At 68.8% G+C, this 11,297-nt stretch carries 15 protein-coding genes; 10 read left to right on the forward strand and 5 right to left on the reverse strand.

The annotated features are described in order from the left end of the window. The first annotated feature begins 383 nt into the window (after window positions 1-383). Window positions 384-758 carry a hypothetical protein gene (locus E0493_RS22345; protein WP_160939484.1) on the forward strand — a complete coding sequence of 125 codons (375 nt, stop codon included), beginning with the start codon at window positions 384-386 and terminating at the stop codon, window positions 756-758. Between the two features lie 125 nt (window positions 759-883). On the opposite strand, the gene E0493_RS22350 is transcribed toward E0493_RS22345, so the two are convergent. The 5 genes from E0493_RS22350 to E0493_RS22370 all read right to left on the reverse strand — a co-directional run bounded on the left by E0493_RS22350 (window position 884) and on the right by E0493_RS22370 (window position 6,118). After that, the gene (locus E0493_RS22350; RefSeq protein ID WP_160939485.1) at window positions 884-2,014 is read right to left on the reverse strand and encodes a tyrosine-type recombinase/integrase; all 1,131 of its coding nucleotides are present in this window, start codon (window positions 2,012-2,014) and stop codon (window positions 884-886) included. Further along, a complete protein-coding gene (locus E0493_RS22355) occupies window positions 2,011-3,813 on the reverse strand; it encodes a tyrosine-type recombinase/integrase (protein ID WP_160939486.1) in 1,803 nt (600 codons plus the stop codon). Before E0493_RS22355 ends, E0493_RS22350 begins: the two co-directional genes overlap by 4 nt. 132 nt (window positions 3,814-3,945) lie before the next feature. After that, window positions 3,946-4,182 (reverse strand): helix-turn-helix domain-containing protein, encoded by a 237-nt coding sequence (locus E0493_RS22360; RefSeq protein ID WP_160939487.1) that lies wholly within the window; start codon window positions 4,180-4,182, stop codon window positions 3,946-3,948. Window positions 4,183-4,269: 87 nt separating this feature from the next. Next, complete coding sequence (locus tag E0493_RS22365; RefSeq protein ID WP_160939488.1) at window positions 4,270-5,046, reverse strand: hypothetical protein; 777 nt, start codon at window positions 5,044-5,046, stop codon at window positions 4,270-4,272. Between the two features lie 163 nt (window positions 5,047-5,209). Next, the gene (locus tag E0493_RS22370; RefSeq protein WP_160939489.1) at window positions 5,210-6,118 is read right to left on the reverse strand and encodes a 3'-5' exonuclease; all 909 of its coding nucleotides are present in this window, start codon (window positions 6,116-6,118) and stop codon (window positions 5,210-5,212) included. 169 nt (window positions 6,119-6,287) lie between these two features. Between E0493_RS22370 and E0493_RS22375 the strand changes: the two genes are divergently transcribed. The 9 genes from E0493_RS22375 (at window position 6,288) to E0493_RS22415 (ending at window position 11,157) form a co-directional block, all read left to right on the forward strand. Next, complete coding sequence (locus E0493_RS22375; RefSeq protein ID WP_160939490.1) at window positions 6,288-6,542, forward strand: type II toxin-antitoxin system RelE family toxin; 255 nt, start codon at window positions 6,288-6,290, stop codon at window positions 6,540-6,542. After that, entirely contained in the window at window positions 6,542-6,940 is a 399-nt protein-coding gene (locus E0493_RS22380) for a helix-turn-helix domain-containing protein (RefSeq protein WP_160939491.1), read from the forward strand. Before E0493_RS22375 ends, E0493_RS22380 begins: the two co-directional genes overlap by 1 nt. Window positions 6,941-7,204: 264 nt before the next feature. Continuing rightward, window positions 7,205-7,876, forward strand: a complete 672-nt coding sequence (locus E0493_RS22385) for a ParA family protein (protein WP_268894148.1) — start codon at window positions 7,205-7,207, stop codon at window positions 7,874-7,876. Continuing rightward, the gene (locus E0493_RS22390) at window positions 7,873-8,217 is read left to right on the forward strand and encodes a hypothetical protein (RefSeq protein ID WP_160939493.1); all 345 of its coding nucleotides are present in this window, start codon (window positions 7,873-7,875) and stop codon (window positions 8,215-8,217) included. The genes E0493_RS22385 and E0493_RS22390 overlap by 4 nt, the downstream gene beginning before the upstream one ends. Window positions 8,218-8,520: 303 nt before the next feature. Further along, on the forward strand, window positions 8,521-9,474 hold the full coding sequence (locus tag E0493_RS22395) for a replication protein RepA (protein ID WP_268894149.1): 954 nt from the start codon (window positions 8,521-8,523) through the stop codon (window positions 9,472-9,474). Between the two features lie 73 nt (window positions 9,475-9,547). Next, window positions 9,548-9,889, forward strand: coding sequence for a hypothetical protein (locus tag E0493_RS22400; RefSeq protein WP_160939494.1), 342 nt, complete (start codon window positions 9,548-9,550; stop codon window positions 9,887-9,889). A 9-nt stretch (window positions 9,890-9,898) separates the two neighbouring features. Beyond that, window positions 9,899-10,117, forward strand: a complete 219-nt coding sequence (locus E0493_RS22405; RefSeq protein WP_160939495.1) for a hypothetical protein — start codon at window positions 9,899-9,901, stop codon at window positions 10,115-10,117. Between the two features lie 164 nt (window positions 10,118-10,281). After that, on the forward strand, window positions 10,282-10,740 hold the full coding sequence (locus E0493_RS22410) for a phasin family protein (protein WP_160939496.1): 459 nt from the start codon (window positions 10,282-10,284) through the stop codon (window positions 10,738-10,740). A 162-nt stretch (window positions 10,741-10,902) separates the two neighbouring features. After that, on the forward strand, window positions 10,903-11,157 hold the full coding sequence (locus E0493_RS22415; protein ID WP_160939497.1) for a hypothetical protein: 255 nt from the start codon (window positions 10,903-10,905) through the stop codon (window positions 11,155-11,157). The last annotated feature ends 140 nt before the right edge of the window (window positions 11,158-11,297 follow it).

Here is an 11,297-nt window from a genome sequence, read left to right on the forward strand (position 1 = left end):
AATCTGCTGCAAACTTCGCAACACAACCCCGGTAGGGCTACGCGGCCCGCCGTCAGCGCCTCGCGTGCGACCCGAACTGCCGACTTCGACATCCTCCGCATCGGTCACCTCCCGGCTCCACCAAAAGCCAGTGCAATCGCTTTCGGGAGCCGAGGGTTTCAACAGGGCAAGTTCATTTCCAAAACAAGACTGTAAATACAAATATATATCGAAAATAATTGCGTTATTACATTGATTTATATTGAATAGTCTGCAATAAAAACCATTTTTATTTTACCTGCCGTGCCTCTGCATAGCAGGTCCGGGACGCGGCGCCGCGCCCTCTCCGCGCAGCGCGCACGGTCCCGCTTTCCTTCCCAACACCCTTCCAATCGGAGTTCATCATGACCCACCCAGGGCCCTCCGCCACCGGGCAGCCGGCGCACGCTGCCGCTGCCCCGCCTCCGGCGGCGGCAGCCGCCGCGCCGGCCGTCACCGGCCTCGACCTCGTCATGGGCCTCGACGAACTGCAGGACCTGCTCGCCCGCCTGGCCATGCTGCAGCGGCTCGAAGCCACCGAGCAGCGGCGCCTGTGGCGCGCCGCAGGCATCCGCGAGGTCATCCTCGCCTGGCAGTACACCGGCGAACTCGCGGCCGCCCTGCGCGAGGAGCTGACGGCCGTCGCGGATCAGCTGCAGGCGCACTGCCGCGCGGTCGCCCGGCGCCTCGACGGTCCCGCCACACCGTGGCCCGCCGAACCGGACACGCCGGCCGGCTGACCGCACCAGGCCTCCGCCCCATCCAGGGGCGGAGGCTTTTCGCGTTGCCGGCAGCGCAGGCCAGGAGGCGGCGCGAGGGTTCGTCCCGCCGGCCTGCGCCCGGCCGGAGCGCCGGCTCCCCTCGCCTATCCTGCCGTCCCTGCGCCGCCGTCCTCCCGGCCCGCATCCGGCGCCACGGCGCCCGCCAAGTTCCGCGCCAGCGCCGCCGTGCGGGCCCGCTCCCGCGACAGCCCCGCGTGGTAGCGGCGGGCCGCGCCGAGGCCCTTGCTGCGGTCGTAGTGCTTACGGCTCACCGCCTGGCTGATGGTGAGCATGGTCGGCCCGGCATGCGGATCCTCCGGCAGGTCCAGCGCGATCGAGGTGGCGAGCGCGTGCCGGAAGCGGTGCGGCCCAAAGACCTCCGCCGCGCCAAAGCGCTGGTTGGACCGCCAGCGGATCCGCTTCTCCAGGCCACGGGTGCCGAGCGGGCGGCCGCCCCAGTTGACCCAGAGGGCGTCGCTCGGCTCGCCGGCCAGCAACTCCATCCGCTCCTGCACCAGGTAGCGCTCGATCCAGGGCGTGAGGCAGGCCGGCAGCAGGCAGTCGTCGGGCCGGCGGTTCTTCATGTCCTCCGCCGCCAGGGTGACGCGCCAGCGGTCGCCCTCCCGGTGCAGGTGCTGCCCGAGGCGCAGCGCCACCACCGAGCGCAGCCGGTAGGCGCGGCTGGCCAGGACCGCGATCAGCAGCCCGTCCCGCAGCTGCACCTGCCGCCGCCGCGGTCCCGTGAGTGTCAGCGCCTCCTGCATCAGCGCGAGGCCCCAGCGCAGCAGCTCGGCGCTGTGGCGGACCGTGTGGTCGCGCGGGCGCATCGGCAGCAGCGCGCGCACCGGCGAACCCTCCGGGCGGCGGATCCAGCGATGGTCGCCTGCGGGCTCCAGCACGCGGAGCGCGTCCTCCAGCTCCTGCAGGCGGCCGATCACGGTGTGATCGGCATTGCCCAGAGCCTGGAGCTCGTCGAAGTAGCGGCCCACCGTCTCCGGCGCCGCCAGGGCCGCGGGCGAGGCCGCCTCGTCCAGCAGGCCATGCCAGCGCAGGAAGCCCAGCCAGCGGCCGTAGCCCTCGGCGGTCTTCTGGAGAGTCGCCGGCGCCCAGCCCGGTGCTGGGGACGGCGCGCGGCTGCGCCGGCGGCGGCCCGTCAGGGCCGCCGCCCAGGCCTGCCGGTGCCCTGCGGGCCACTCGGCCAGCGGCAGGCAGCGGCGCCGCGGATCGGCGCTCATCGCGGGCCGCCCTGGCGCCAGGCCCCCGGCCGCCCTGCCCGCGCGGCACGAGCCAGGACGCGGGTTTCCTGACGTGCCGCGAAGACCACCTTGTCCAGCCGCGCGGCCACGGCCTCCTTGTCGAACAGGATGTAGAAGTTGCGCGCGCTGTCGAGCGAGCGGTGGCCGAGGATGCGGCTGACATCCTCGTAGGCGCCTTCATGCTGCCGCAGGTAGAGCCAGGCGGCGAAGTTGCGCATCAGGTGCGGGTGCACCGCGATGCCGATCTCGGCCAACAGCACCTTCTTGAGCTGCTGGGCGAAGCCATTGGCCGAGAGCGGCCGGTCGTCCGTGCCCGGCAGCAGGTAGGGGTTGGCCTCCCCCGCCAGAAGGGGCCGGTACTGCGCGATGTAGGTCTCGATCAGCGCGGCGCTCGCGGCCGGCACCGGCCACTCGATCGGCTCGTGGTTCTTCACCTCGTCGGCGCCGATCACCAGGTGGGTCAGCCGGCGGCCACGCCCATCGAGGCGCCGCAGGTGCCGGTCGAGCCGCAGCCCGCGCAGGTTCGACTGCCGCAGCGGACAGATCAGCAGGATCTCCAGCGCCACGGCGAGGCGCGCCAGCCGGGCGGCCTCCTGCGACGCCAGGCCGGGCTCCCGGGCCCGGCGCATCAGGGCCTCCGGCAGGTGCAGCAGGCGGGCATGGGCGTGCGGCTGCACCAGCGCGCGGATCCGCTCGCGCACCTTGCCGGTTGGACCCTGGGCGGCCGGTGGCCGGGTCTCGCCGGCCCAGCGGCGGATCGTCTCCAGGCTCTCGCCGGCAAGGCCGACATGGTGCTCGGCGATGATGCGCAGGGTCACCGCTACGGTGTTGACCTGCCCCCCGGTGGTGCTGCCGGAGCGCGCCTCAATGCCGTCGAGGATGCGCTCCACGTGGTTCAGCGGCTCGACGAGGTCGCGCAGGCTGCGCAGCCACTCGGCGGGCACGCCGCTGCGCACCAGCAGGGCCGCGGCCTGCCGGATGGCGAAGAGCCGGGTCTTCACGGTCTGCTCGCGCAGGCCCCGGCGCGGGCGGCCGGCCCCGGCGGTGGATCGCGTGCGGTAGATGTCGCCGCCGCGGCGCGGCGCGAGGCGGGCCGCGAAGCGCTGCACATCCTCCTGGAAACTGGAAGGGTAGTGGGTGAACGGGAAGGTGTAGGGCTGGCGCCGCGCCGGCGCCCGCAGCGGCGGCAGGTCCAGGCCATGCCGCGTGCGCAGGTCCTCCCAGGCGCGGGCGACGATCGCGGCCCGGCGGCCGGCCCCCTGGCCCAGGCGGGTTTGCCGCTCGGTCGCGGCCCAGGCGGCGAGCGTGGCGTCCGACACGGCGTCGGGCGCAACGCCCGACGCCGTGCAGGCGCGGGCGAAGGCCCGTAGGCCGCCCGTCTGTCCGGCGTGGAGGTCGTAGCTCAGCAGGGCGGCCCAGGCCGGCGACAGATCGGCTCCGCTCGGCCGGTGCGGCGCGTGCCGGCCCAGCCGGCGCAACACCGCCCGCAGCCCGCCGACAATGTTGGCGAAGCGGCGCGGTCCCATGCCGAAAGCGGCCGCCGGGCGCTGGAAGAGGCGCGCGTTGAGCCAGGCGGTGTCGCAGGGCACCGCCGCCGACGGCAGCCCCAGCATCTTGGCGGCCATCGACAGCGCGGAGGCGAGGTCCCGCCGGCGCGTCTCGGCAAGGTCGCTCCAGCCGGCCACGGCGGCCAGGGCCGCGGCGAAACTCGGGGTGTCCGGGCGGGTAGCCAGTTCGGCCGGCACGGCTTGCACGGCGCGCGGATCAAGGGCTTTCATGGAGCATTCTCCGCAGGTGGACAGAGGCGGCCAGGAGCGGCCATTCGTGCAACCGTACCAGGGTTGAAGACGAAGGTGAGCGCGGCGACGTTTGCACAATCCGCCGTAAGGCTCTGATTCGGCTTGGTCATGTCAGGGCGTCTCCGGGCCGCTCGCGGCCGGGTCCGACGGGCCGGCCAGGGCGCGCTCCAGGTCGGCGGCGCGCACGCGGACGCTGCCGCCAATGCGGACCACGGGGATCAGCCCCTGCGCGCGCCAGCGCCGCAGCGTGCGCGGCGAGGTGCCGAGATAGGTGGCGACCTCGGCCAGGCGCAGCAGCCGGTCACCGGGGTCTGGACGGGGGGGTGGAGGGTCAGCGCGATGGTTCATGGCTGACCGTCTATTCGTCGCATCTGGCCGCTGGCGGCCAGCGAAAGCCGATCCAGAAATCGACGAAAACGCGACGCGTGCTCGCCCTCAGCGGGGCTTCGCGGGGGGCATGTCCTGCAGGAACCGGTCGACGGCGTGCCGGATCGAGGTCGGAGGGAACGCGAGCGGCGGCGCGGCCAGCACCAACTGGCACAGGGCCCCGAAGCCGCCGGCCTTGGTGCTCCGGTTCATCGGCCTTCCGGCCCGCTGCCGCCAGATGGCGGCGAGCCCCTCGACGCCGGCCACCAGGGGATCGGGACGGTCCGGCCGGCCGGCGGCGGTCTCCGGCTGGCTGCCCGCCTGCTGCCCGGCGCTCACGCCGAGATGGCGGAGCAGGTCCAGGACGGTGATCGCATCCTCCAGGCCGTGGATCCGCAGCGGGCCGGCGACGGCGCGGCTCTGCAGCGCGGTGTCCGCCAGCACCGGCGCCGCCGCTTCGTCGGGCGCCCGGGACGCCGATCGCCGGAACAGGTCGGCCAGTTCGGTGGCATCATAGGCATTGAGTTGCTGCAGCAGCTTCGCGGCGGTCTTGGCGGTTCGCGCATAGGCCGCGCGGCGCCGCGCCGGCGGCGGCAGGGCCTGGAAGCCGGCCTGGTACTGCTCGAGGTGCCGGAGCAGCTGCCGCACCAGATCCGCCGCCGCCTCGTCGGCGAAGAAGGTGCGCGCGATGGCCAGGCAGTCGACCGGCTTTGTCACAGGCAGCATCCTTGCAAAAACAGCACAAAAGGGAGCGATCGGGCTGCGTCCCAGCTTTACCCCAGCGCACGCCCCGGCAGGAGCCTGCATGCCCTCACCCCGGACGGTCTGGAGGTGGCCGGCGGTCACGACGGTCCCCCCCCTGATGACCTTCCAACGCTTCGCCGAGGGGCGCAGGGAACCGGGCGCGGGCCCGAGAACCTTGCGAGCCGGCGCAATTCAGATTTGCGACCTGATCCCATTGTTCAGCGGCGCACATCGGGCCGGTGCCGGATCGGGAAGACCCTGCGCCTCAGGCCCGCTCGGAGAAGCGTTCATATGCCGTTAGCCGCCGCGTCGGCAGTTCCACTGCACGACCGTAGATCTCGCTGTGCAGGAAGGCGAGTTCCGCCTCGCGCTCGGCTTCCGCCACGTCGATGAACCAGGCGCGCGGCTGCCCCTCGCCGTTCCAGCGGTAGCCACGCGCCTTCAGGCGGTCCTTGGCCTCGAACGGCGCCTGCTCCGCCCAGATCCGCCAGCTCGTCTGCCGTGCCCCCTGCAGCAGCTGCGCCAGCGCAGGAACCCCGGACCGGGGCAGCGGCCGGGCCAGGATCTCGAGCGTCGCCTGGCAGCCGTGATGCGCGCGGTGCCCGTCGAAGAACAGCCCGTGCCGCATGGCCAGATAGCCGAGCCGGGTGCCCTCAAACCCCTCCCCCGCCCAGTCCACCCCGTTGAGCGAGCAGGCCCAGGGCTTGGTGACAAAGGCCGCGCAAAACCGCTCGGCAAAGCGGCGGTCGAAGCTTGCGTTGTGCGCCACGATCAGCGCCGCGGGCTCCACGAAGCGCGCCACCTCGACCGGGTCGATCTGCTGCCCGGCGACCAGCGCGTCGGTCAGGCCGGTCAGCGCGCTGACGGTGGGCGGGATCGGGTGGGAGGGCTGACGCAGCCGGCTGAACGGCTCGCCCACCTGGTAGAGCGTGCCATCGAGCCTGTAGGTGAAGGGCAGCATGGCGAACGCGATGATCTCGTCCTGCGCCGGATCGAGCCCGGTGGTCTCGAGGTCGAGCAGGAGGCCGAGCCGGGTCGGGACCCCCGGCGGGCACTCAGTGGCTGGTCGCGGCGCGATCCGGCGCAGCACCTGGTAGCGCCCACTGGCCTCAAGTGCGGCAGCCATGGCCTCCAGTTTGTAGGGTTCTGCTTCAGCGGTGGGCGAACGCGTCATGTTTGCGGCATGCCGGGCCAGATGGCGGAAGACCAGAGCTCAAACCACTGTTTAGCCTCTTGCCGGCCCACTGGGCGGTCCTGAGAGGGAGAAGCAGAGCCCATGAGAGAGATTAGCTGTTGGCTGATTTTACTTGCATATCCGTTAGCTGATGGCTAACAGTCTGCCCGTGACGCTGATCCTTCCTCGCAGTGCCGTGAAAGAGTTCCTGGCCGTGCCGAAGCGGGAGCGTGAACAGCTGAAGGCGCGCCTGGAAGCGATCGCCGCGAATCCCGAGGCCCTGCACCCGAACGTGCAGACGATGAGGGGCGAGCCGGCCGGGCGGTTTCGGGTGCGGCAAGGCGACTGGCGCGCCATTTTCACCGTCGTCGAGGGCGATGTTTTCGTGATCCGCATCGCCCACCGCAGGGAGGTCTATGACTGATGGCTCACGTCGGACCCATCGCCGAAACGGCGGACACCGTCACCCTCCGCCGGGCGGACTATGAGGCGCTGTTGGAGGCTGCCGAGGATGTTGCCGATCGGGCGGCGCTGGCCGCCTTCGACCGGCGCGTCGCAACGGAGGGCCTCGCAGCCGTCCGTGCCGACGGCTTGACGCTGGAGGAGGCTTCTCGCATCTCCGATGGAGAAAGCCCCATCCGCGTTTGGCGTGAGCATCGCGGTATGACGGCGCGTGCCCTGGCCGCGGCCGCCAATGTCAATTCGGCCTATCTCTCCGAGATCGAAGGCGGCAAGAAACCCGGCAGTGCGGCCGCGCTGGTGCGGCTAGCCAATGTCCTGAAGGTCGAGGTCGAGGACCTGCTCGCCACGCCGAACGAGTAGCTTCCCGCAAGCTGGAGGGGCAGAGCAGCCGCATGTGGGCTGCCCTACCCTCCCCCCTCCCCGCAGCCGGCACCTCCCATGCAGCTCCCCTTGTTCTGAAGGAGCACTGTGCTGCCTTGATGGCGGGGCGACACATAGCCATCCCTTTCCAGCTACCCTGATATGGGGATATCCCCATATCCCCATTCCGTTTTCTTTCCCCCTATGCTCCTATTGGGGCCGGGGTCGCTAGGCAGCTAGCGAAAGGAAGGGGGATAGGCGGATATGGGGACTATATTGACGGTAGCTTCCGGTAAGGGGGGCTGCTCGAAGAGCACTACGGTGATGATCCTCTCGGCCAATCTAGCGACGCGGGGATACCGCGTGGCAGTCGTGGATGCGGACCGGAACCAGTCCTTCGCGTCCTGGCATCGCGATGCCTATGAAGGGCCGGAGCTCACCTGCTGTAGCGAGACTGACCACATTAAGGTGGTAGATCTGGCGGGCGAGCTGGCCGAAAGCCACGACGCTGTGCTTATCGATACTGCTGGCTTTGAGAACCTGACCGCCGCCTCGGCGATCGGTATGGCCGACTATGTGCTCATCCCCTGTATGCCCGACCGGGGCAGCGTGCGGGAGACCATGCGCACTGCCCAGCAAGTGGCTAGCCTCAGCAAGGCTGCTAGACGGTCTATACCGTATAGCGTGCTACTCACCCGTTGGAAGCCGCGCGGGCTCTCTGAACGAGCCGCGCTCGACAGCTTGCAGGAAGAGAAGCTGCCGATCCTGCAGCAGTCCTTCGGTGACTTGGCGGACTTCACAAAGCTGTCCTTCAGTGGGTTCGTGCCTACCTCGGGCAAGGTAGGGGATCAGGCCGCTAGCCTGATAGTTGAGCTTTCCGGTAAGGGGGCTATACCTACTATTCCGTCTATCCGGGTAGCGGGCAAGGCCGCATGAACACCTTCAAGCCGAAGCGTGTCAGCGGTGCGGATCTGGCCGCGCAACTCGCTGGCGCCACAGCCAGCTTGCCTCCGGTGGTTGTCCAGCACCCCAGCAGGCCCGCATCCCAGCCGCTAGCCCAGCGCAACCGGCCGCCGGCGGTGGTCCAGATTAACTTCAAGGCATCCGAAGCCTTCGCCGACCTAATAGCCCAGGAGGCCGAGAAGGCCGGCAGCACCCGTCGCTTGTTCGCCCGCCTGATGCGCGAAGCTGGTTATGAGGTGCCAGAGGCCGATGTGAATCCTCCGGACAATCGGCGGCGCCGAGGCGGGAATGCTGCTAGTCAGGAAGACAGCTAGAGAGGTATTGGGGGAAGGGGTATATGCCCCTACTCGGCAAGGGGGCTATCTTTGATGGGGAATGCGACTCGGGAGCCCTTGGCCTCTTCTCCTGCTCTGTCCGTTGCCCATCAAGTCGGCGCTCAAAAAGTTTGGACTCTACTCACGGGGAGGCGGTTATCCACAGGCCAGATTTGGACTCTACTCCCGCCACAGGATTGGACCCCACTCCCGCGAATCCGGGTTATCCCCTGGACTCTGCTCACGCATAACAAATAGTAGATTCAAATATCTTCCAAATAGCTTGCGGGAGTAGAGTCCAACTTGACCCGAGCTTCCGATCCGCTTCGGATGGGCGCCATGGGGCAGGTTCATCACCTTATTCTGACGCACGGCATTGAGGCCGCTCGGCGGACAGTCGATAACCGCGCTGACCGCCTGTGCGTCGAAGCCGCCTATGAGGTCCTCTCCGACGAGCAGGCCAACATCGGCATTACCCACGCTGGATTTGCCATGGCCGCCCTGCCGCACAAGCAGACTTCTGAGACCATCTGGGAGCGTGAAAGCGGCCGGGTGAAGCTGCTGGTGGAAAGCGGCCTGGATACTAACCGCAAGCCGATCGGCATCCCGTACGGCTCCATCGCCCGCATGATCCTGCTTTACTTGCAGACTCAGGCCGTGAAGACCCGCAGTCGGGAGGTAGAGCTAGGCGCCTCTATGAATGCCTGGCTAGGAGCTATGGGGATAGCTGCCGGCGGGAAGACCTATCAGATCGTCCGGGAGCAGAGCCGTCGCATTTCCAGATGCCGCCTCACTTTCTTCCGCAGAACTGAGAATGCAGAGTTGGTCACCAACGGAGCGTTTATTCGAGACGCCATCCTACCCTTGGACTCTACTCCCGCCCAACTTCCGCTTTGGCAAGAGAGGGTACGCCTGGACGAGGGTTTCTATCAGTCCCTCATCGAACACCCTCTGCCACTACGCGAGGAGGCCGTCCGGCAGATCTCCAGCCGCTCCATGGCGATCGATCTCTACATCTGGCTCGCCTATCGGCTCCACGCCCTGACTGAGTCCGTTGAGGTGAGCTGGCACGCCCTACGGAAGCAGTTTGGAGAGGGCTACAAGGAACTGCGCTACTTCCGCCGCGACGTGCTTCCGTCCTTAAAGCTGGCTCTTGCAGTCTACCCTGAGGCGCGAGTGGCCGTGGATGAGCGTCAGGGACTCATCCTCTATCCCTCTTCGCCGCCAGTGCCTGAACGCAAGATTCTGGTGAGCTAACAGCGCGGGCTATTCAGTCCCTCTTGTTCTTCTTTTGTTCGAGAACCATTTCCTGGCCATTGGAGATCCCCCAATGGCGAAGAGACCCCCGCGCCCGCCTGCCCCCGAGACCCACGCCCTGCAACACCTGGCCGAGCTGGCGCAGCGCGCCGCCGACTCTGGCCGCGTCCGCCGTGCCGTGGAGGCCATGGTCACGGACTGGCTGATGGACACGCCGCCCGCCGAGCACGCGTTGATCCACGAGTGCATTGCGGACCTCCACGCGGCGCTGGCCGAGGGCGTGGAGGCGGCCCAGGAACAGATCGACGATCTGGACCGCAGCGACGCGGCCGGCCAGCGGCAGGCCCAGCAATCTTTGGCCGCGCTGCAGGCGGCCCGGGACGCCTTGGCGGCAGCGCGGCTGCAGCTGGCCTGAGCGGTAGCGATGAACGACAGCCAGCCAAACCCTGCGGACCCGGTCTTCCTGCTGGCCGGGTTGCGGCTGCACGTGGCGTGCGGCTGCGGGCGCAGCACCAAGCCGCGGATTGGCGCACTGGCCGTCCGGCACCGGGTGCCCAGCGTGACCCCGATCCGGCGGGTCATTGAGCGGCTACGCTGCTCCCGCTGTGGCGACAAGCCGGCCGTCGCCGAGCCGGCGCATTAGCCGGTTGCCGACCTGCTCGACACCGTGCTCGCCAACAATCGTACGAGCTTCAGACCGCCTGCCCGGAAGCTTTCGGCAAAGTACCATCGCTTCCGAAGTCTTGCTGCGCCGCACAATTTCGTTGCGATGCCGCCTCATGAGCCCTAAACCAGGGACATGCTGCATTGCAGCAACTTGGCGCCAAGACCGGCGGCAAGCGGAATTTCGGGAGGGAATTTGCGATGATGACAGCCCCAATCATGACCTGGCAGCCGACGGCGGAAGCCATGTCCAAGACGACCCAGGCTGTTACCGCGTTCGGCCGCGGCAACCTCGAGGCTCTGACACAGTCCACCCAGGCCTACATGGCCGGCATGCAGGAGCTCAGCCGGCTTTATGTCACGGCGGTCCAGGGTCTGATGCAGCAGGCGGCGGAGAGCACCAAGGCCTTCGCCGGTGCGAAGACCCCGCAGGACGTGCTGGCGCTGCAGGCGAACCTGACCCGGGCATCCCTCGAGCGTATCCTCAGCGAGGGGACGAAGCTGCAGCACGCGGCCCAGAAGATGGCGGAGCAGGTGTCTGCTCCGCTGGCGCAGCGGGCGGCGGCAGCGGTCGAGCAGGGCCAGCGCGCGCAAGCGGCGTAAACCTGGACGGCGAGGGCGATGCACCCCCTCGCCGCAACGCGCGGCCGGGCTGAAGCGCTCCATCATTCCGGCCGTGCTGCGGCCTGCAGGCAAATCAGCCCTCACGCCGCACTTGGCGAACTACGCCCCGTGGGGCACTGCCGCCAAAGATGGAGCAACACGATGAGCCGCCTGCTCGTGGTCTCGTTCCAGCCATACCGGACCTACCAGCTCGAACTTCGGGACGCCGGCGGCGCGCAATGCGCCGTGATCATCCACCCGCCGGCCGGTAGAGGCGAAGCGCAGGCGGTTCCGCAGGATCCAGAGGGCGTGACGCTGACGGAACTGATTGGCCGGGCCAAGGGGATGATCGACGGGATCCTTGGTCCCCGCCCGCCACCTCGCGCCTTCGGACCACGCCACCCGCGGGTTTGTTAGGGCTCGCGCCCGACCGGGACGGCTGCGGCTGGTAGGCCGTTCAGCCCGCCGCAGCGACGCAAGCGGTCTGCAGAGGCGGAAAGGCTTCGCCGTCGTGTGGCGTCCGCCGCGGGGTTCTGTTGCATCTTTTGTGGTCCGGC

This window comes from Teichococcus coralli (assembly GCF_009829925.1).
Classification (GTDB): Bacteria; Pseudomonadota; Alphaproteobacteria; order Acetobacterales; family Acetobacteraceae; genus Pseudoroseomonas; species Pseudoroseomonas coralli.

Bases quoted from the DNA above. Each gene is read 5' to 3' on its own strand.
- E0493_RS22345 (WP_160939484.1), top strand. From the start codon at position 384: ATGACCCACCCAGGGCCCTCCGCCACCGGGCAGCCGGCGCACGCTGCC.
- E0493_RS22350 (WP_160939485.1), bottom strand. From the start codon at position 2,014: ATGAGCGCCGATCCGCGGCGCCGCTGCCTGCCGCTGGCCGAGTGGCCC.
- E0493_RS22355 (WP_160939486.1), bottom strand. From the start codon at position 3,813: ATGAAAGCCCTTGATCCGCGCGCCGTGCAAGCCGTGCCGGCCGAACTG.
- E0493_RS22360 (WP_160939487.1), bottom strand. From the start codon at position 4,182: ATGAACCATCGCGCTGACCCTCCACCCCCCCGTCCAGACCCCGGTGAC.
- E0493_RS22370 (WP_160939489.1), bottom strand. From the start codon at position 6,118: ATGACGCGTTCGCCCACCGCTGAAGCAGAACCCTACAAACTGGAGGCC.
- E0493_RS22380 (WP_160939491.1), top strand. From the start codon at position 6,542: ATGGCTCACGTCGGACCCATCGCCGAAACGGCGGACACCGTCACCCTC.
- E0493_RS22385 (WP_268894148.1), top strand. From the start codon at position 7,205: ATGGGGACTATATTGACGGTAGCTTCCGGTAAGGGGGGCTGCTCGAAG.
- E0493_RS22390 (WP_160939493.1), top strand. From the start codon at position 7,873: ATGAACACCTTCAAGCCGAAGCGTGTCAGCGGTGCGGATCTGGCCGCG.
- E0493_RS22400 (WP_160939494.1), top strand. From the start codon at position 9,548: ATGGCGAAGAGACCCCCGCGCCCGCCTGCCCCCGAGACCCACGCCCTG.
- E0493_RS22405 (WP_160939495.1), top strand. From the start codon at position 9,899: ATGAACGACAGCCAGCCAAACCCTGCGGACCCGGTCTTCCTGCTGGCC.
- E0493_RS22415 (WP_160939497.1), top strand. From the start codon at position 10,903: ATGAGCCGCCTGCTCGTGGTCTCGTTCCAGCCATACCGGACCTACCAG.